Raw genomic sequence first — 19069 nt, 5'->3', positions numbered from 1 at the left:
GACTTTGATGGAGATCAAAGCAATGGAGTTGCTGCTTTCGATTTGTTTGCTGACGTCGCCTTCCGATTGTCGGGATGAAAGCCTTGTCGTTTCGATGGAGCCGATTGCTCCCATGCAATGCATGGTGAGCGCGCCTCAGACAATTGCGCAGTGGAACGAGTCACATCCGAAATGGCGGGTCGTGCGCTGGCAGTGTTCGCCGCGCGACGCCAAGCGAAAGTTCGCCATCTGACGGACGGCGGCCGTTGACGCGGCCGCGCCACAACATGAACCCATCCGGGGCAAGTTGCCTCGACGAGATCGCTTGCGCTCGGAACAGGCCCGATCGAGGCCGCCGGACGCGATCGCAGGGGTGCGCCTTCCGCATCCCGACCCTCACCTCACGGGGCGCTTCCACGTCTCCCCGTGACGTGCCGAAATGACGTGGAACGGATCGCCGGCGCAACCTCCCTGCCGGCCGATCGATCTGGAGCCAAGAAGAATATGACCTTCAAACTCACCCTCGCGGCCCGTACTGCCGCCCTTCTCGTGGCCGGCGCCGTCATCACCGCCACCAGCCTTGCCATCGCCGGCACCGGCGCTGCGCCCACCGACGCCAACGTTCGCACCTATGACGCGGCCACCGGCTTCGACCACCGCGTCGGCGCCCATCAGGCGATCGGCTACTTCACGCCCACCGCCAACGCCTGCGCCCTCACCGTCCTGCTGGCGCCGGCCCAGGATGGCGACGTCACCGTCCATGCCGACTCCGCGCGGATCGAGTTCGCCGTGCCCGCCGGCGAAAAGGCGGCCGTGAAGGCGGCCGACGGCTCGTCGCTGGCCTTTGCCTGCGCCGATGATGTCGGCTCGCTGTCGGTCTCGCAGCTGGCGCCCGGCGCCATCTGATCGCGCGCAACGCTCTCTCGACCCTCCCCGGCCGGCGTCTCGCCGGCCGGTTTTTCATGGCATGCTCCTCCGCAAACGCCGATCAGCCATGAGCGCCGGAACTGGCGCGGCCCTTGCTCATTGTCTATTGCCATCGCCCCGGCAGCCCCGTGAAACCGCTGCCGGATTGCGTCCGCGCGATCACCGTGCGGGAGCGATGGCCAGGGACATGTCCGGATCATGAGCGAGCACGACGTCGGCGAAGGTGCCTCTCCCCTGCCACCGAATCCTGCCGGACATGAGAGCCCGCCCCCCTCCGCCCGCGGCACACCGGACCGCTCGAAATTCTGGGGGCTGACGCTCGGCTCGGTCGGCGTCGTCTATGGCGACATCGGCACCAGCCCGCTCTACGCGCTGCGCGAGGCCCTGCACCACACCGCCGGCGACGGGATCTCGCGCGCCGACGTCGAGGGCGTCGTGTCGCTGCTGCTGTGGTCGCTGGTCCTCATCGTCACCATCAAATACGTCTTCTTCCTCATGCGCGCCGACAATCGCGGCGAAGGCGGCATCTTCTCGCTGCTGGCGCTCGCGCAGGGCGCGATGTCCCGGCGCACCGGCTTCGTCACCGTGGTCGCCGTGCTCGGCGCCTCGCTGTTCTACGGCGACGCAGCCATCACCCCGGCGATTTCGGTGCTGTCGGCGGTGGAGGGCCTGAAGCTGGTGACGCCGGTGTTCGACGATTATGTCGTCGTCATCACCATCGGCATCATCCTCGGCCTGTTCTTCGTGCAGAGCCGGGGCACAACGGCCGTCGCCAACTGGTTCGGACCGATCACCGTGGTCTGGTTCCTGTCGCTGGCTGCCGTCGGCGCGTTGCACGTCACCGACGATCCGGGGATCCTGCTGGCCCTCAGCCCGGTGACGGCCGTCGCCTTCGTGGTGGAAAACGGCTGGTCGAGCCTCACCGTGCTCGGCTCGGTGTTCCTCGCCGTCACCGGCGCCGAGGCGCTCTATGCCGACATGGGCCATTTCGGCCGCGGGCCGATCCGCCTTGCCTGGCTCGGCCTCGTCTTCCCGGCGCTCGCGATCAACTACATGGGCCAGGGCGCCTTCGTGCTCGCCAATCCGCAGGCGGCCGACAATCCGTTCTTCCTGATGCTGCCGGGCTGGTCGCTGCTGCCGATGGTGCTGCTGGCAACCCTCGCCACCATCATCGCCAGCCAGGCGGTGATCACCGGCACCTATTCGCTGACCCAGCAGGCCGTGCAGCTCGGCATCCTGCCGCGCTTCGAGATCCGCCACACCTCCGAGACCGAGGCCGGCCAGATCTACATGCCGCGGGTCAACTGGCTGCTCTGCCTTGCCGTGCTGGTGCTGGTGGTGCTGTTCGAATCCTCCACCTCGCTCGCCTCGGCCTACGGCATCGCGGTCACCGGCACGATGGTGCTGACCAGCCTGCTCGCCTTCGTCGTGGTCTGGAAGGCGTGGAAATGGCCGGTCTGGCTCGCCGCGCTGATGATCGTGCCGTTCCTCGCGATCGAGGCGATCTTCCTGTCGGCCAACCTGCTCAAGATCCTCGACGGCGGCCTCGTCCCGGTGCTGATCGCCGGCGCGTGGCGACCGCCATGTGGACGTGGCTGCGCGGCACGCGGATCGTGTTCGAGAAGGCGCACCGCGAGAGCGTGCCGCTCACCGACCTCATCGCCATGCTGAAGCGCTCGTCGAAGACGCGGGTGCCCGGCACGGCCGTGTTCCTCACCAGCGATCCGGAGACCGCGCCCTCGGCGCTGATGCACAATCTCAAGCACAACCAGGTGCTGCACGAGACCAACGTGATCCTGCAGGTGCTGACCGCGACGAAGCCGCGCGTGGCGCCGGGCAAGCGGATCGCCCTCACCGAGATCAGTCCGGACTTCAAGGTGCTGCAGCTCACCTTCGGCTACATGGAAACGCCCAACGTGCCGCTGGCGCTGGCCCAGTGCCGCCGGCTCGGGCTGAAGTTCGACATCATGAAGACGTCCTTCTTCCTCGGCCGCCGCACGTTCAAGGCGCAGTCGAAGAGCGGCATGCCGGCCTGGCAGGACCACCTGTTCATCGCGCTGGCCCGCAGCGCCGCCAACGCCACCGACTTCTACCGCATCCCCACCGGCCGGGTGCTGGAACTCGGCCAGCAGATGACGATCTGAGACGCCGGGCGCATCCCCCGCACGCGGTTTCGTCGACGGCACGGCAAATGGCGTGCTGGCCCCTTGCGCCGGCCCCGCCTTCGCGCCAAAAGCTGTCGCCATGCTCACGATCAACGATCTCACCTATCGCATCGCCGGACGCACGCTGCTCGACGGGGCCAGCGCGGTGGTGCCCGACGGCGCCAAGCTCGGCCTCGTCGGCCGCAACGGCACCGGCAAGACGACGCTGTTCAACCTGATCTGCGGCGAGCTTTCGCCGGAGTCGGGTGACATCTCGCTGTCGCGCGGGTCGAAGATCGGCCGGGTGGCGCAGGAAGCGCCCGGCACCGACGAGACGCTGCTGGCGCATGTGCTGAAGGCGGACATCGAGCGCGCCGACCTGCTGGCCGAGGCCGAGACCGCGACCGACCCGGACCGCATCGCCGCGATCCAGCTGCGGCTCGCCGACATCGGCGCCCATTCGGCGGAAGCCCGCGCCGGCACGATCCTCGCCGGCCTCGGCTTCGACGCCGAGGCGCAGGCGCGGCCGTGCAAGTCGTTTTCGGGCGGCTGGCGGATGCGCGTGGCGCTGGCCGCGGTGCTGTTCGCCGAGCCGGACCTGCTGCTCCTCGACGAGCCGACCAACTACCTCGATCTGGAAGGCACGCTCTGGCTGGAAAGCTACATCGCGCGCTATCCGCACACCGTGCTTCTGATCAGCCACGACCGCGACCTGCTCGACAAGGCGGTGACCGGCATCGTCCACCTCGAACACGGCAAGCTGACCTTCTGGAAGGGCGGCTACACCCAGTTTGCCCGCCAGCGCCGCGAGAAGATGGTGCTTCTCGAGAAGGCCAAGGAAAAGCAGGAGCACCACCGCAAGCACCTGCAGTCCTTCGTCGACCGCTTCCGCGCCAAGGCGTCGAAGGCGCGGCAGGCGCAGTCACGCATCAAGATGCTGGAGAAGATGGAGACGATCGAGGGCCTCGTCGACGAGGTGATGCCGCCGATCCACATTCCGAACCCGAGGCGCGGCTCGCCCCGCCGATCCTCGCCTTTGACCGCGTCAGCGTCGGCTACGGCGAGGGCAAGCCGGTGCTCTCCAACCTCACCCTGCGCATCGACGACGACGACCGCATCGCCCTGCTCGGCAAGAACGGCAACGGCAAGTCGACGCTGGCCAAGCTGATCGCCGAGCGGCTGGCGCCGATGTCCGGCGACGTGACGCGCGCCTCAAAGCTGGAGATCGCCTTCTTCGCCCAGCACCAGCTCGACGAACTGGTGCCGGACGAGAGCGCGGTGGCGCATGTGCGCCGGATGATGCCGGACGTGCCGGAGGCGCGGGTGCGCGCGCGCACCGCGCAGATGGGCCTCAACGCCGACAAGATGGACACGCCGGCCGCCGAGCTTTCGGGCGGCGAGCGCGCGCGCCTGCTGATCGGCCTTGCCACCTTCCACGGCCCGAACCTGCTGATCCTCGACGAGCCGACCAACCATCTCGACATCGAGGCGCGCGAGAGCCTGATGCGGGCGCTCAACGACTTTTCCGGCGCCGTGATCCTGATCGCCCACGACCGTCACCTCGTCGAGGCGACCATGGACCGGCTCTGGCTGGTGGCCGACGGCAAGTGTTCGGTCTTCGACGGCGACATGGACGACTACAAGCGCTACGTCCTCTCCGGCTCGATGCCGAAGAAGGAAGCGGAGAAGACCGAGGCGCCGGCCGACCAGCGCAGCTTCGGCGCCGACAAGCGCAAGCAGGCCGCCGAACGGCGCGCCGAACTCGCCCCGCTGCGCAAGCGCATCCAGGCGGTGGAAAAGAAGATCGAGACCTTGCGCTCGGCCTTGTCCGGCCTCGATGTGATCCTGTCCGACCCGGCGCTGTTCACGAAGGATCCGGCCAAGGGCGCGAAGTATTCCAAGGACCGCGCCGACACCGAGCGCGCGATCGCCGCGGCCGAGGAGGAATGGCTGGAGCTTTCGGAGGAATACGAGGCGGCGGAGGCCTGATCCGCCAGGCCTCGTATTCCATCCCGCTCAATCGTCCGAATAGCGCTCCTCGGTCCACGGATCGCCGCGGTTGTGGTAGCCGCGCACCTCCCAGAAGCCGGGCTTGTCGACCGTCGAAAGTTCGATGGTCCGGATCCACTTGGCGCTCTTCCAGAAATAGAGATGCGGCACCACCAGCCGGGCCGGGCCGCCGTGCTCGCGCGCGATCGGCTTGCCCTGCCAGGTGTGGGCGACCAGCGCATCGGGGGCGGCGAAATCCTCCAGCGTGAGATTGGTCGTGTAGCGTCGTAGCTGTGCAGGATGACGAAGCGGGCGTCGTCACGGGGCATCGCGCGTTCGAGAATGTCGCGGGTGGAGACGCCGAGCCATTCGTTGTCGTAGCGCGACCAGGTCGTCACGCAGTGGATGTCCGAGACGAAGCGGCTCTGCGGCAGGTCGGCAAAGCCCGTCCAGTCCACCTCGAACGGCGCCTCCACGGCGCCTTCCACCGACAGCTGCCAACGCTCGGGCTGGACCGCCGGCTGGATGCCGAGATCGAGCACCGGCCAGTCGCGCGTCAGATGCTGGCCGGGCGGCAGGCGCTCGCTCTCGCGCGGGCGTGGCGCCCGGTCAGGAACTTCTGCTCGCTGGCCCAGCGCAGCTTGCTGCGCGTCAGCTTGCTGTCGGGCGGCAGCGCGCCGCCGGTGTCGTCGGTCTCTCCGGTCATCCGGCCTCCACGGGCAGGCGCCGCCGGGCGGCGGCCTCAGGATGGATGTTGCACGAAAATCGGACCCGTTGCACGGGGCTCAGGCCGCGGACGTCTCGCTGCGATGGCAGAAGGCCGCCTTGCCCACGTCGGCAAGGATCTCGTAGGAGCGCAGCCGCGCCGCATGGTCGAAGATCGCCGAGGCGACCATGATCTCGTCGACGCCCGTCGTCTCCACGAAGCGTTCGAGGCCACGCCTCACCGTTTCGGGCGAACCGACCACCGCAAAGCGCAGCATCGATTCCACATGCGCCTTCTCGCGCGGCGTCCAGAAGCTCTCGATGTCGTCGATCGGCGGCTGCATCCGGCCGCGGGTGCCGCGGATCATGTTGGTGAAGGCCTGCTGCTGGCTGGTGAACAGCCGCCGCGCCTCGGCGTCGGTCTCGGCGGCGACGACGTTGATGCCGGCCATGGCATAGGGACGGGTGCCATGCTCCGAGGGCTCGAACCGCTCGCGGTAGACCTCAAGGGCGTCGAGCAGCGCATCGGGCGCGAAATGCGAGGCGAAGGCGTAGGGCATGCCGAGCATGGCCGCGAGCTGCGCGCCGAACAGGCTGGAGCCGAGGATCCAGATCGGCACGTTCAGGCCGGCGCCGGGCACGGCCTGAATCGCCTGGTCGGGACCGGCCGGCGCGAACAGCGCGACGAGTTCCATCACGTCCTGCGGGAACTGGTCGGCGGTGTCGGGCGAACGGCGCAGGGCGCGCAGCGTGCGCTGGTCGGTGCCGGGCGCGCGGCCGAGGCCGAGGTCGATCCGGCCCGGGAACAACGATTCCAGCGTGCCGAACTGCTCGGCGATCACCAGCGGCGAATGGTTGGGCAGCATGATGCCGCCGGAGCCGACGCGAATCGTCTTGGTGCCGGCCGCGACATGGCCGATCGCCACCGCCGTCGCGGCGCTGGCGATGCCGACCATGTTGTGATGCTCGGCAAGCCAGAAGCGGTTGTAGCCCCAGGCTTCGGCGTGGCGCGCCAGATCGAGGGAATTGCGCAGCGCGTCGCCCGGCGTCGAGCCTTCGGCCACCGGCGCGAGGTCGAGAATGGAAAGTCTGGTCATCGCGGGCTCCGGATCCGGCTTGGTAAGGTGATCCCGGACATCGTCATCATCGGCCCGACATTCAAGGGCGCCGGCCGAGATCGCCCTCGCCCGGCAACCCGGATGGACAGCCCGCGAGCGCCCGCGCGCCCGACAAAGCGCGCGTCAGTCCTTCTTGTCGAAGGGATTGTCGCCGCTCGACTTCACATGCAGGCGGATCGGCACGCCCGGCATCTCGAAGGTCTCGCGCAGGCCGTTGACCATGTAGCGCTGGTAGGATTCCGGCACCGCGTCCGGCCGCGTGCAGAACACGACGAAATGCGGCGGGCGGGTCTTGGCCTGGGTCATGTAGCGCAGCTTCAGGCGGCGGCCCGAGACGGCAGGCGGCGGGTGATGCTCGATCAGCGCCGACATCCAGCGATTGAGCCGGCCGGTGGAGATGCGGGTGTTCCAGAGGTCGTAGGCCTTGACGCAGGCGTCCATCAGCCGGTCGAGGCCCTGCCCGGTCAGGCCCGAAAGCGTGACGAGCGGCATGCCGCGCGCCTGCGGCAGCAGCCGGTCGGCCTCCTCGCGCAATTCGCGCAGCTTGGCGCTGCGGTCCTCGATCAGGTCCCACTTGTTGAGACCGATCACCAGCCCGCGGCCCTCGCGGATCACCAGATCGGCGATGTGCAGGTCCTGCTTCTCGAAGGGGATCGTCGCATCCAGCAGCACGACCACGATCTCGGCGAACTTGACGGCCCGCAAGCCGTCGGCGACGGACAGCTTTTCCAGCTTTTCCTGGACGCGCGCCTTGCGACGCATGCCGGCGGTGTCGAACAGCTTCACCTCGCGGCCGCCCCACACCCAGTCCACCGTGATGGCATCGCGGGTGATGCCGGCCTCGGGGCCGGTCAGAAGGCGCTCCTCGCCGATCAGCGCGTTGATCAGGGTCGACTTGCCGGCGTTCGGACGTCCGGCGACGGCGATGCGCAGCGGGCGCAGCGGATCGTCGCCGATGGTGTTGCCGTCCTCGTCGATCTCGACGCCGGTGATGGCTTCGTCGATCAGATCGTCCTCTTCGGGATTGTCGCGGCCGAGCTTCTCGAAGGCCTGGCGCAGGGCCTCGTAGAGATCGGCCATGCCTTCGCCGTGTTCCGCCGAGATCGGCACCGGATCGCCGAGACCGAGCGAGAAGGATTCGTAGATGCCGCCCTCGCCGGCCCGGCCCTCGGCCTTGTTGGTGACGAGAATCACCGGCCGCTGCGAGCGGCGCGCCACATCGGCGAAATGCTCGTCCTGCTGCACCACGCCGGCGCGGGCGTCGATCACGAACAGGATCACGTCGGCATCGGCGAGCGCGGCCTCGGTCTGGGCGCGCATGCGGCCCGCAAGGCTGGCGGGATCGGCATCCTCGAGACCGGCGGTGTCCATGGCGCGGAAGCGCAGGTCGCCGAGGCGGGCCTCGCCCATGCGCCGGTCACGGGTCACGCCGGGCGTGTCGTCCACGAGGGCGAGCTTCTTGCCGACGAGGCGGTTGAAGAGCGTCGACTTGCCGACATTCGGCCGTCCGACGATGGCGACGAGAGGCGTCATCTGTTCAGTATCCATCGGCCCCGCCGACGATTGGCGGAACCCCATTACGAAGAGAGCCTCCGGCGCGGGGCGCCGAAGGCCGTCGAAGGACCGGGACCTCGTCCCGGCCGCTGATCCTGCCGTCCGGGGCGTCGCGTCAGCGGAACGCCTGGAGGGTGCCGTCGCCGCCGAGCACGACGAGCACGCCGCCGGCCGCGACCGGCGCGATGCCACCCTCGATGCCGAGCGGGACGGTCTGCTGCAACGAGCCCGTGGCGGCGTCGACGATCGCCATGCGACCGTCCGCCGACACATACCACAGGCGGCCGCCGGCGAGCAGCGGGCCGGCCCAGGTGGTGCGCTTGCCCTCGGCATTCGCCGGCAGCGGGGTCGACCAGAGGATGCTGCCGCTCGACTTCTCGAAGGCGACGGCGCGGCCGTCGAGATCGACGATGAACAGGGACGATCCGGAGACGACGGGCGTGTGCGCGCTGCCGGTGCCCTGATCCCAGACGCGCTCGCCGGTGGCGGTCGTCGCGGCAAGGATCCGGCCACCGACGCCGGTGGCATAGAGCACGCCGCCGTCGATCACCGGACTGGCCGAGGCATCGCCAAGGCCCGCCACCGCGAGCGAGCGGCTTCCGCCGGCAACGGAAACGGCCCATTTCTGAGTGCCGTCCGACGCGGCGAGGGCCACGATGTCGCCGGTGGAGGTCGGGACATAGACCGTGTCGCCGACGACGGCCGGGCTGGCCGAGGCGACGAGGCCGGCGGGCGAGGAGTTGGTCTCGACCGACCAGGCGACCGTGCCGGTGGCGATGTCGACGGCGACGACCGAATTGGTGCGCGTCACGACGAAGACCTTGCCCGCGCCGACGGCCGGCGCGGTGCGCGCCGGGGCATCGAGCTTGGCGGTCCACTGGGTGCCACCCGAGGCGGCATCGACCGAGACGACCGTGCCGAAGCCGGTGGAGGCGAACACCCGGCCGCCGGAGACGGCGACGCCGCCGCCGCCGACCGTCTTGTCTTCGCCTTCCGGCTGGAGCGAGACGCGCCAGCGCCGCGCGCCGCTGTCGAGGGCATGGGCCGAGAGATTGCCGACCGGATCGTAGACGTAGACCACGCCGCCGGCGACCACCGGGCGCGCCGAGACGCGCTGGCCGGGCCCGCCGAAGCCGTAGCCGCCGCCGCCCGAGCCCATCACGCCGGCCTTCACGCTCCAGACGCGCGTGGCCGAGCCCGAATAGGCGACGTTGCCGGAATCGTTGGCCGCGTTGCCGCCGGCCTGCGTCCAGTCGGCCCCGCCGGTCACACCGCCGATCGAGGCCGTGCGGCCCGTGGCGGCCGGCGCGCCGCCGTCCGCCAGCAGCGAGCGACGCTCGCCGGGCAGCAGCCGCTCTTCTTCCTTGAACGGGTTCATCGACGAGATGCTGTCGACGCCGCCGCAGGCGGACAGGCCGAGGCCGGCCAGAATCAGCAGCAGGGGTCCGGCAGCGCCGCGACGGCGGCTTGCGAGCGACAGCCTCATGAACCGGATCCTTCCTTCACTGCAGCCGGAGCGCTTTCGGCGCCCGGTCCGACCTTGCCGATCACGATATCCATCAGGATCTGGGCACGCGCCTGAACGTCCGACGGGACGGTCGTGTCGGAGATCACCGGAGCGAGCGCCGTGCGGGCATCTTCCCAGAGTTCCGCCTTCACCGCGGCGAGGCCCAGAAGCTCGCGCGCGGAGGCAGCGAACGGGTTGCCCTCAGCCATCAGCGGATCGAGGCGCGCCTTCACGGCAGCGAAATCCTCCGTGTCGACCGCCAGCAGCGCCGCCCGGTAGCGGGCAAGGTCGCGCAGCTCCGGCGACAGCGCGCCGTCCTCGGCGAGGATCTGGAAGGCGCCGACGGCATTGTCCATCTCGCCGGCAGACGCCTTTTCGGAGGCGGCCCGGAAGCGGGCGAGCACGGCGTATCCATCCGGTGCTTCGAGCGCGAAAGCCTCGAGCGCCTTGGTGGCTTCGACGTGATCACCGGCCTTGGCCGGCGCCATCGCGTCGAGATAGCGGGCGCCGGCGGCTTCCGAGCGCTGGATGCGCCAGTAGTCCCAGCCGGCCCAGGCCGCCGTGGCCACCACGATCAGCACGGCCAGCGCAATCACATAGACGCCGTAGGAACGCCAGAACCGCGTCATCCGATCGCGGCGGAGTTCCTCGGACACTTCGTTGAAAAGATCGACCATGCGTCCCCTTCCCCGATCCCGCGACACGGCGCGGTTCGGAGGATTTGCAACGTCCGCAAAGGGGCGCCGACCCGATCGGTCACCGCACGCGGACGCGTCCTGCCCGAGCCGACGGCGACCACAATACCGGTCACCATGCAGGCTCCACGTCAGGCGTTTACAGCTTTTGTGATGCCTCGCCAACATGCCGTGCGGCTTTCGACCAAAATTGCGGCCTTTTGCAGCTTTGCACCCGGTTCTGATGCACTGGCTCCAGACCGGACGATGCTGCAATTGCCGTGCATGCCGCCTTGAAAATATTGCACCGCGATATAGTTTCGATCGGGATGTCGATTTGCGGCGGTCGTATCCCGGCTCATCCCGCCAGAGCGGCTTGTGAACGTCGGATGCCCATTCCATGGCGAGCAGCAAGACGATCCTGATCGCAGACGATTCCGCGACCTTCCGCAGCTATGTGCGCGACGTTCTCCAGGCGTCCCAGCACCGGGTCGAGTGTCTCGACGCCTGCAACGGCCTTGAGGCCCTGGACGTGCTCGGTAGCCGGCCGGTGGACATCGTGGTTCTGGACCTGATGATGCCGGAGCTCTCCGGGGAGGAGACCCTCGCCCGCCTGCACAAGACCGGCCGCCGCCAGTTCCTGGTCGCCACCTCGTCCGCCATCACCAACGAGACGCGCGAGACCCTCTCGGCCTTCGGCGCCTACGAGTTCCTGCCCAAGCCCGTCGAACCCGAAAAGCTTGTCGGCATTCTCGGCTTCTTCGACGTGATCAAGCGCCGTCGCCGGGCGCTGGTGGTCGACGATTCCGCGACAGTGCGGAGCGTGGTGCGTCGTGTGCTTGGCCACAGCCTCTTCGAGTTCGACATCGACGAGGCTGCCGACGGCGCTTCTGCCATCGAACTTGCGCTGGCAAGCCGCTACGACATCATCTTCCTTGACGTGAACATGCCCGGCATCGGCGGGCTGGAGACTGCGCGCACCCTGCTCGGGCGCACCTGGAACACCGTGATCGTGATGATGTCGCGCAGCGCCGATGCCGACCTGGTTGCACGGGTGCGGGAGACCGGGGTCGGCGCCTTCCTGAAGAAGCCGTTCTACGGGCGCGATGTCGATTCCATTCTCCACAGCCTTCTGGGGCTGAAGCATCCGACTCTCGTCAAGGAAACTGCCCTCTTCGCGGAGACCCGGCCTTAGCGGCTGCCCGAACCGGTTCGCGCGTCGGTCCTGCGGGGTCCGTGCGCCGGGTACGTTGAAATGTCGCGGTCCTTTCCTGCATAGTTGGCAGATGGATTCCACTTCCCGGAGAAGGCAGGCCGAATTGCGGTTGCACCTTCGGAGAGCTTCATCTGTCACCACCGGTCGCCTGACCGGGCTCTGGCCGCCTCGCGCGGCACGGGATTGTGTTCAAGGATTGCCGCGATGGTTCAAGCCGCCAGGAAAGCCCCGACCTACAACGCGCTTGGCCGCGGCGATCCCGCGCCATGGTTCCGCCAGCGCACCGCGGCCAACCCGAACTTCGTGTTCGACACCGTGGCCGGCCGCTACATCGTGCTCTGCTTCTTCGGGTCGGCCGGTGACGCAGCCGGCAAGGCCGCCATCGAGGAGGCTCATGCCAACCGCCACCTGTTCGACGACGTCCGTGCCTCCTTCTTCGGCGTCAGCAACGACCCCACCGACGAGGCGAGCGGCCGCGTCCAGCCGAGCAATCCCGGCATCCGCCATTTCTGGGACTTCGACGGCAGCGTCGGCCGGCTCTACGGCGCGGTGCCGCAGGATGCCGCGCCCGGCGACACGCGGATCCCGATCCGCCGCTTCTGGGTAGTGATCGACCCGACCCTGCGCATCCTGGCGACGATCCCCTTCGCCCCCGACGGCAGCGACCGCAAGGCCGTCATGGACATGGTCGCCAGACTGCCGCCGCCGGCAAGCTTTGCCGGCATGGTGCTGCAGGCGCCGGTGATCTACCTGCCGAACGTGTTCGAGCCGGAGTTCTGCCAGCGCCTGATCGGCCTCTACGAGGCGCACGGCGGCGAGGAATCCGGCTTCATGCGCGAGATCGACGGCAAGACCGTCGCCGTCCACGACCATGGCCACAAGCGGCGCAGGGACTACACGATCGAGGACCAGGACCTGATCCGCCAGACCCAGGCGCGCATCCTGCGACGCGTCGTGCCGGAGATCCTGAAGGTCCACCAGTTCAGGATCACCCGCATGGAGCGCTACATCGTCTCCTGCTACGCGGCCGAGGACGGCGCGCATTTCCGCGCCCATCGCGACAACACCACCAAGGGCACCGCCCACCGCCGTTTCGCCGTATCGATCAATCTCAACGACGACTTCGGCGGCGGCGAGGTGAGCTTTCCCGAATACGGGCCGCGCAGCTTCAAGGCGCCCCCCGGCGGGGCCGTGGTGTTCTCCTGCTCGCTGCTGCACGCCGTCTCGCCCGTCACCCGCGGCCGGCGCTACGCCTTCCTGCCCTTCCTCTACGACGACGAGGCGGCGAAGATCCGCGAGCAGAACAACGCCTTCCTCGCCGAGGGCGTGGAGGCCTATCGCACCGCGGAGGCCTGAAAGTCCGTTTGAGAACTGGCCTCCGCGCCCGGGGCGAACCGTCACACGAGTTCGAGCATCACGCCGTAACGCTCGGTCAGCTTGACGGTGTGATGGTCGACGATGTTGGTGTCCGCCAGTTCGAGGTTGAAGAAGCTGCGCTCGGCCCCGGCCTCGAACAGCGGACCGGCATGCCAGGCGCCGGCCAGCAGCATCACGGCGGTGTCGCCGGGAATGCGGAAGGCGCGGATCTCCTCCAGCACCGGCGCCGCGTCGGGATCATCGAGATCGCGCGGCGGGGCGACGGCCATCACCCAGTCATGACCACCGGCCGAAGCCAGCGTCTGCGTGACGTGCCGGTGGCGGGTGATCTGCTTGCAGACGAGGCCGCGGCCGGGAATGCGCATGGTGTAGAAGCGCGGGGTTCCCTGGGTCAGGTCGAGGGCCGCATCCTGCGCGCCGAATTCGACCCCGTCCTCCATCGGCGGAATCACCGTGCCGAAGGCCTCGAAGGCTTCCGGGGTCAGATCCTCGATGGCCAGTGGCCGCACGATCGGGGCGGTTGCGGGGGCGTTTTCGGGCGTGGCGGCGCTCATGCGGTGGTCCTTTCGGTGTCGAAGGTCTGGGTGCCGAGGGCCACGAGGCGGTCCTCGAAATCGTCGCCTACGGGCAGATCGTCGGAGCGGTAGGCATTGAGGTCCGGCAGCAGATCGCCCTCGGCATCGAGCAGCAGGCGCCGCGTGACGCCGCGCACCAGACGCGGCAGGGCGTGGCGGTGGCCGCTGATCGAGGTCGAATGCGGCCCCTGGCTGACCGCGCTGGCGCCATTGAACGCAAAGACGCGCCCGACCCAGGCGTCGGCGGCGCTGCGGGGCTGAAAGCCGAACCCCTCGTCGAGATAGGGCTGGGCGGACAGGCGCTCGTCCTCCTCCCCCGGCGACGGCACGAAGCGATCCCGCCACAAGAGGACCCGGTTGGCAAGGCTCGACAGTTCCGGCCGGGCAGCGAGATCCGTGACCGAGCCCGTCGCCAGGATCAGATGATCGAACACGAGGTCGCCGGACGGTGTCGCGACGACGATCGCCCTGCCCTCCAGCCGCACCGACTGCCACGGGGTTGCCGGCCGGATGCGGATCGACGGCCGGTCGAGCGCGGCACGCAGGGTCGGCATTGGCGGCGGCTGGTCGTTGCTGCGGAAAAAGCGGGCGACCTGCCAGCGCGTCGCGTCGGCCAGCGCCGGAAAATGCGTCATCAGCCCGGCCGTCTCCAGGAAACGGTGCGGGTTGACGCGCGGCAGCCGGGCGCGGCGGAAGCAGACATCGACCGCCGCGGCGCCGGCATCGGCGGCTGCGACCGCATTGTCGAAGGCGGAGGCCCCGTGACCCAGCACGCCGACCCGCGACCCGCGAGGGCGGGAAAGTCGATGGGCCCGTTGGAATGATCGTAGCGCTCCGGCGGCAGCACGTCCGACACGAAGTCCGGCACCCGCCAGCCGCCGACGCCCTCGAACCCGGTGGCGAGAACGACGGCGCGGGCATGACGGACGGCGGCGCGCCCTTCGACCTCGGTCGCCACCCGGATGGTGCCGCCCTCGCCCTCGCGGATGTCGGTCACGGCAACCGCATTCTCCGTGGCGATGCCGAGGGTGTCGGCATACCAGTCGAGATAGGCGCGCCAGTCGGTGCGCGGCACCTTGTCGAGGGTGTCCCAGGCGCCGGCGCGTGGCAGGTCTCGTACCAGACCTTCAGGGAGAGATTGGGAATGCCGAACTCGTTGCCGACGAGGATCTTCGGCGTGCGCAGGGTCGGCATCCGGGCGTAGGTGGTCCACGGCCCTTCCCCGCCGGGCGGCGCACGGTCGAGCACGACCACGCGCGCCAGCCCTTCGCGACGCAGGCTTGCCGCCGCAAACAGGCCCGACTGGCCGCCGCCGACGACGATCACATCCTCGACAGGGCTTCCATCGGCAAGCGTCATCGGCTTCAGCCACGGCCGGTCGGGATAGCGCAGGGCGTCGAGATCCGCCCGGGCGGCACGGGCGAGTGCCTCGAAGGGATCATGTGCCGCTGTCGGTCGTCCCCTCATCGCCCGCCTCCCGCGCCGCGTGCCTCGATCGTCCTCCCGCCGGCGCGTGTGCGGGGACCCGCGGCACAGGAACAGGCCGCCAGGCGGCGTCCACCCAAAAGCACGGACCATGCCACCGGTTGCCGGGACCGAGGGGTCGAAGGCGCCGGAACCATCGACCGAACCGGAGGTTGATCCTGATCAAGGCGGCGCAAGATCGACCTTGGCTATAACAAGCTCGTTGGGATGGAGACGCAGAATGTACAAGCACATACTTGTTCCGATCGATGGTTCACCGCTTTCGATGACCGCCGTCGACATGACGCTCGGCCTTGCGAGAAGCGTGGGGGCCAGGATCACCTTCCTTCTCGCCGTCGAGCCGTTTCATGTGTTCGCCAGCGAGATCAACCGGATTTCCAATCTGCGCGAGGAATATACCAAGCAGATCTGGGACAAGGCGGGCGCTATCTCAGGGAGGCCGAGACGAAGGCCGTGGCGCAGGGCGTCCCCTGCGACAAGGTCGAGGTCGAGCATGACCGGCCCTACCTTGCGATCATCGAGGCGGCCACCGAACGCGGCTGCGACCTGATCGCGATGACGTCCCATGGCCGCGGCGGCGTCGCGTCGCTGGTGATCGGCAGCGAGACCGCAAGGTGCTCGCCAACTCGCGGCTCCCGGTGCTGGTCTACCGCTGAGGCTCTTCCTCGGCGGGGCTCGCCTGCCACCGACGTCAATTCATGGCCCCGCTGCACCCCGTGCGGCGGGGCCTTCGCGTGACGGCGCCCCGCTTTCGCCAAAGCCGCTGCTTTCTCATTCGCGGTCAAGACGGTAGGGATAGACAGCAGCAAACAGATGGCGGAGCGAGACGTGACGGCCAGGACGGATTTCCATTCCCTCTACAGCCACGACTTCCTGCGCATTGCCGCCTGCGTGCCGCGTGCGGCCGTTGCGGATCCTTCCTTTGCCGTCGCCGAGACGTTGCGCCTTGCCTCGGTCGGCCATGCGGACGGCACCGCCCTGATGGTCTTTCCCGAGCTTGGCCTGTCGTCCTACGCGATCGACGACCTGCTCCTGCAGGACGCGCTGCAGGGCGCGGTGGAGGACGCTCTTGCCCGCTCGCCGAGGCGACGCGCGACCTCTTCCCGGTGATCGTGGTCGGCGCGCCGTTGCGCCGCGAGGGCCGGCTCTACAACTGCGGCATCGCCATTCATGGTGGCCAGATCCTCGGCGTCGTGCCGAAGACCTATCTGCCGAACTACCGCGAATTCTACGAGCGCCGGCATTTCACCTCCGGCGAAGGCACCACCGGCCGCATCGCGGTGGCCGGCCAGGATGTTCCATTCGGCACCGACCTCCTGTTCCGCTCGACAGGGACGGTGCCCTTCACCTTCCATATCGAGATCTGCGAGGATGTCTGGGTGGCGCTGCCGCCGTCGACGCGGGCCGCGCTCGCCGGCGCCGAGGTGCTGCTCAACCTTTCGGCCAGCAACATCACGATCGGCAAGGCCGACACGCGCCGGCTGCTGTGCGCCAGCCACGCGGCCCGCACGATCGCGGCCTACGCCTATTCGGCGGCCGGGCCGGGCGAATCGACCACGGATCTCGCCTGGGACGGCCATGCCGCCGTGTTCGAACACGGCGAGACGCTGGCGGAGACGGAGCGATTCCCGGCCGACGGCATGCTCGCGACCGCGGACATCGACCTCGGCCGGCTGCGGCAGGAGCGCATGCGGGTCGGCACCTTCGGCGACTGCCAGCGCGCCGAACTGCAGGGCCGTCCGCCGTTCCGGGTCGCGGGCTTCCGCCTCGACGCACCGGCGCGAACGATCCCGCTGGCGCGCAAGGTCGAGCGCTTCCCCTTCGTGCCGTCGGATCCCGCCCGGCTGCGGGAGGACTGCTACGAGGCCTACAACATCCAGGTCCAGGGCCTTGCCAAGCGGATCGCGGCGACCGGGCTGGAACATGCGGTGATCGGCGTGTCCGGCGGCCTCGATTCCACCCAGGCGCTGATCGTCGCCGCGCGGGCGATGGACCATCTCGGCCGGCCGCGCTCGAAGGTGCTCGCCTACACCCTGCCCGGCTTTGCGACCTCGGACACGACCAGGAGCAATGCCTGGGCGCTGATGCGCGGTCTCGGCGTGACCGCCGCCGAGATCGACATCCGGCCGGCGGCCCGGCAGATGCTGGCCGACCTCGGCCACCCCTTCGCGGAGGGCATGCCGGCCTATGACGTGACCTTCGAGAATGTTCAGGCGGGGCTGCGCACCGACTACCTGTTCCGCCTCGCCAACCATCACGGCGGCCTCGTGGTCGGCACCGGCGACCTGTCCGAGCTCGGGCTCGGCTGGTGCACCTATGGCGTCGGCGACCACATGTCCCACTACAACGTCAACGCCTCGGTGCCGAAGACGCTGATCCAGCATCTGATCCGCTTCGTGGCGGCCTCGGGCGACGTGGACGCGACCACGGCGGACATCCTCGCGGCGATTCTCGCGACCGAGATCTCTCCCGAACTGGTGCCCGCCACCGACGACAAGCCGATCCAGTCGACCCAGCAGATCGTCGGCCCCTATGCGTTGCAGGACTTCAACCTCTACTACCTCACCCGCTACGGCTTCCTGCCTTCGAAGATCGCCTTCCTCGCGCATCACGCCTGGGGAGATGCCGCCGCGGGCTCGTGGCCGGCGGACCTGCCGGCAGGCGATCGGCGGGCCTACGATCTGAAGGAGATCAAGGCCTGGCTCGGGGTGTTCCTGCGGCGCTTCTTCACCAGCCAGTTCAAGCGGTCGACCCTGCCGAACGGACCGAAGATCACCTCCGGCGGTTCGCTCTCGCCGCGCGGCGACTGGCGCGCGCCGTCCGACAGCCGCCCGGACATCTGGCTCGAGGAATTGCGCGCCAACGTGCCGGACGCATGACTCCCCGATCGCGCCCAGGATGAAAACCATGTTGCGCAATGGTCCCGGGCCGCCGCAGCGGCTGGCATTGCGATTGCTTGCATTCGTCGGGGAAAGGGCATCGTCGCCGGTCGTCTTTCTCCACGCTCACCGGTTGCGATTCTTATTCCCGAAACCGGAACCTCTCGCCCGTCACGGAATTATCTCCGGAGACGGGGGCCCGTCGTAAAAGATGAACGATCTTGAGGTAGACCTGCGTCGCGTATCGCTTTTGTGCGGAGTTCATGCGTGTCGATCATACCTTCCGATCAAGGCCCTCTCCACGAACCCACGTCACCAGGAGAACGCCACATGGTCGAATACATCAAACAACGCGTGTTACCAGCAAGCTTCAGCTGGGCCATCGCCGGGGCCGCAATGGTTGCGGTCTGGGCAGCACTCGTGCTCGCCCTGTCGCTCGCGGCCCTCGGGCTCTATGCCGTGTCCGGAAACGAGGTCTTCATCGAGATGCATCGGAAGGCCGACATGATCGCCACGATGATCGGCGGCGCCGGTGCCGCCATCCTGCTGATCGGCAAGATCGGCGAGGACGCTTGAGTCGGACGATCCTGTCGTCCGACACACGTCGGATCCGCTTTGGTTACCGCATCTGCCATTTGCCCGGCAGAGAGCCGGCAAATCCGGCACCCCCATCCGGTCAGGATGCAATCCACCCTTCGGCCCGGACCATCCTGAATTCGGGATGTCAGTGGACCGAGAGCCACTCGCGCGCTGCGCGCTGAGCGTCGGCAATCTGATCGGCGCTCATCTCGGCGGAAATCTCGCGACGGTAGGTTGCCGCTTCGCGGTTGCCGCGGAAGGCCGCAAGGTTGAACACTTGTGCGCCTCGACGAGATCAGCCTCGACATTCCGGCCGATCGCGTACATCACGCCCATCTGGAAGAAGATGTCGGCGGAGGCG

General features: G+C 68.4%; 15 protein-coding genes and 5 pseudogenes. 10 read left to right on the top strand and 10 right to left on the bottom strand.

Translation table 11 applies throughout. The features are described 5' to 3' along the window. The 4 genes and pseudogenes from A6302_RS23605 to A6302_RS14370 all read left to right on the top strand — a co-directional run. Positions 1-232: hypothetical protein (locus A6302_RS23605; RefSeq protein ID WP_245294074.1), on the top strand; the 232-nt coding region annotated here is incomplete at its 5' end. A 251-nt stretch (positions 233-483) separates the two neighbouring features. Further along, entirely contained in the window at positions 484-885 is a 402-nt protein-coding gene (locus tag A6302_RS14380) for a hypothetical protein (RefSeq protein ID WP_141703795.1), read from the top strand. A 219-nt stretch (positions 886-1104) separates the two neighbouring features. Next, a pseudogene (locus A6302_RS14375) lies at positions 1105-3050 on the top strand (potassium transporter Kup). Between the two features lie 100 nt (positions 3051-3150). Beyond that, positions 3151-5039 (top strand): annotated as a pseudogene (locus A6302_RS14370) (ABC-F family ATP-binding cassette domain-containing protein). A gap of 27 nt (positions 5040-5066) precedes the next feature. Here the strand turns inward: A6302_RS14370 and A6302_RS14365 are convergent. The 5 genes and pseudogenes from A6302_RS14365 to A6302_RS21425 all read right to left on the bottom strand — a co-directional run bounded on the left by A6302_RS14365 (position 5067) and on the right by A6302_RS21425 (position 11011). Then, positions 5067-5745 (bottom strand): annotated as a pseudogene (locus tag A6302_RS14365) (sulfite oxidase-like oxidoreductase). A gap of 79 nt (positions 5746-5824) precedes the next feature. Next, positions 5825-6841 (bottom strand): LLM class flavin-dependent oxidoreductase, encoded by a 1017-nt coding sequence (locus tag A6302_RS14360; RefSeq protein WP_069307619.1) that lies wholly within the window; start codon positions 6839-6841, stop codon positions 5825-5827. A gap of 144 nt (positions 6842-6985) precedes the next feature. Beyond that, positions 6986-8395 carry a ribosome biogenesis GTPase Der gene (der, locus tag A6302_RS14355; RefSeq protein WP_069307618.1) on the bottom strand — a complete coding sequence of 470 codons (1410 nt, stop codon included), beginning with the start codon at positions 8393-8395 and terminating at the stop codon, positions 6986-6988. Between the two features lie 136 nt (positions 8396-8531). Then, positions 8532-9902 (bottom strand): PQQ-like beta-propeller repeat protein, encoded by a 1371-nt coding sequence (locus A6302_RS14350; RefSeq protein ID WP_069307617.1) that lies wholly within the window; start codon positions 9900-9902, stop codon positions 8532-8534. Further along, complete coding sequence (locus A6302_RS21425) at positions 9899-11011, bottom strand: tetratricopeptide repeat protein (protein WP_141703793.1); 1113 nt, start codon at positions 11009-11011, stop codon at positions 9899-9901. The genes A6302_RS14350 and A6302_RS21425 overlap by 4 nt, the downstream gene beginning before the upstream one ends. Between A6302_RS21425 and A6302_RS14340 the strand changes: the two genes are divergently transcribed. Then, positions 10998-11792, top strand: coding sequence for a response regulator (locus A6302_RS14340; RefSeq protein ID WP_069307615.1), 795 nt, complete (start codon positions 10998-11000; stop codon positions 11790-11792). The genes A6302_RS21425 and A6302_RS14340 overlap by 14 nt on opposite strands. A 225-nt stretch (positions 11793-12017) precedes the next feature. Then, positions 12018-13169, top strand: a complete 1152-nt coding sequence (locus tag A6302_RS14335; RefSeq protein WP_069307614.1) for a 2OG-Fe(II) oxygenase — start codon at positions 12018-12020, stop codon at positions 13167-13169. 41 nt (positions 13170-13210) lie between these two features. Here the strand turns inward: A6302_RS14335 and A6302_RS14330 are convergent, their stop codons facing one another. The 4 genes from A6302_RS14330 to A6302_RS22275 are packed head-to-tail and all read right to left on the bottom strand — an operon-like array spanning position 13211 to position 15232. After that, positions 13211-13744 (bottom strand): ureidoglycolate lyase, encoded by a 534-nt coding sequence (locus A6302_RS14330; RefSeq protein ID WP_069307613.1) that lies wholly within the window; start codon positions 13742-13744, stop codon positions 13211-13213. Further along, positions 13741-14400, bottom strand: a complete 660-nt coding sequence (locus A6302_RS14325) for a hypothetical protein (RefSeq protein WP_069307612.1) — start codon at positions 14398-14400, stop codon at positions 13741-13743. Before A6302_RS14325 ends, A6302_RS14330 begins: the two co-directional genes overlap by 4 nt. Beyond that, positions 14400-14762, bottom strand: coding sequence for a hypothetical protein (locus tag A6302_RS14320; protein ID WP_169833593.1), 363 nt, complete (start codon positions 14760-14762; stop codon positions 14400-14402). Before A6302_RS14320 ends, A6302_RS14325 begins: the two co-directional genes overlap by 1 nt. After that, positions 14759-15232, bottom strand: coding sequence for an FAD-dependent oxidoreductase (locus tag A6302_RS22275; RefSeq protein WP_169833592.1), 474 nt, complete (start codon positions 15230-15232; stop codon positions 14759-14761). Before A6302_RS22275 ends, A6302_RS14320 begins: the two co-directional genes overlap by 4 nt. Positions 15233-15341: 109 nt before the next feature. Here A6302_RS22275 and A6302_RS25840 point away from each other — a divergent pair, with 109 nt between their 5' ends. The 4 genes and pseudogenes from A6302_RS25840 (at position 15342) to A6302_RS14305 (ending at position 18705) form a co-directional block, all read left to right on the top strand. After that, positions 15342-15800, top strand: a complete 459-nt coding sequence (locus A6302_RS25840) for a universal stress protein (RefSeq protein ID WP_342586282.1) — start codon at positions 15342-15344, stop codon at positions 15798-15800. Beyond that, a complete protein-coding gene (locus tag A6302_RS25395; RefSeq protein ID WP_280939238.1) occupies positions 15704-15988 on the top strand; it encodes a universal stress protein in 285 nt (94 codons plus the stop codon). The genes A6302_RS25840 and A6302_RS25395 overlap by 97 nt, the downstream gene beginning before the upstream one ends. A gap of 75 nt (positions 15989-16063) precedes the next feature. Continuing rightward, a pseudogene (locus A6302_RS14310) lies at positions 16064-18129 on the top strand (NAD(+) synthase). Positions 18130-18459: 330 nt separating this feature from the next. Continuing rightward, on the top strand, positions 18460-18705 hold the full coding sequence (locus tag A6302_RS14305) for a hypothetical protein (protein WP_069307610.1): 246 nt from the start codon (positions 18460-18462) through the stop codon (positions 18703-18705). 148 nt (positions 18706-18853) lie between these two features. Here the strand turns inward: A6302_RS14305 and A6302_RS24615 are convergent. Continuing rightward, positions 18854-19069: pseudogene (locus A6302_RS24615) on the bottom strand (SEL1-like repeat protein); the annotation flags it as partial.

Source organism: Methylobrevis pamukkalensis (genome assembly GCF_001720135.1).
Classification (GTDB): Bacteria; Pseudomonadota; Alphaproteobacteria; order Rhizobiales; family Pleomorphomonadaceae; genus Methylobrevis; species Methylobrevis pamukkalensis.
Note: the sequence above shows the minus strand (reverse complement) of the source record. Positions and strands in the feature narration are given on the sequence as shown.

Coding starts and splice junctions, on each gene's coding strand:
- A6302_RS14380 (WP_141703795.1), top strand. CDS start 484: ATGACCTTCAAACTCACCCTCGCGGCCCGTACTGCCGCCCTTCTCGTG.
- A6302_RS14360 (WP_069307619.1), bottom strand. CDS start 6,841: ATGACCAGACTTTCCATTCTCGACCTCGCGCCGGTGGCCGAAGGCTCG.
- der (WP_069307618.1), bottom strand. CDS start 8,395: ATGACGCCTCTCGTCGCCATCGTCGGACGGCCGAATGTCGGCAAGTCG.
- A6302_RS14350 (WP_069307617.1), bottom strand. CDS start 9,902: ATGAGGCTGTCGCTCGCAAGCCGCCGTCGCGGCGCTGCCGGACCCCTG.
- A6302_RS14340 (WP_069307615.1), top strand. CDS start 10,998: ATGGCGAGCAGCAAGACGATCCTGATCGCAGACGATTCCGCGACCTTC.
- A6302_RS14335 (WP_069307614.1), top strand. CDS start 12,018: ATGGTTCAAGCCGCCAGGAAAGCCCCGACCTACAACGCGCTTGGCCGC.
- A6302_RS14330 (WP_069307613.1), bottom strand. CDS start 13,744: ATGAGCGCCGCCACGCCCGAAAACGCCCCCGCAACCGCCCCGATCGTG.
- A6302_RS14325 (WP_069307612.1), bottom strand. CDS start 14,400: ATGACGCATTTTCCGGCGCTGGCCGACGCGACGCGCTGGCAGGTCGCC.
- A6302_RS22275 (WP_169833592.1), bottom strand. CDS start 15,232: ATGAGGGGACGACCGACAGCGGCACATGATCCCTTCGAGGCACTCGCC.
- A6302_RS25840 (WP_342586282.1), top strand. CDS start 15,342: ATGCCACCGGTTGCCGGGACCGAGGGGTCGAAGGCGCCGGAACCATCG.
- A6302_RS14305 (WP_069307610.1), top strand. CDS start 18,460: ATGGTCGAATACATCAAACAACGCGTGTTACCAGCAAGCTTCAGCTGG.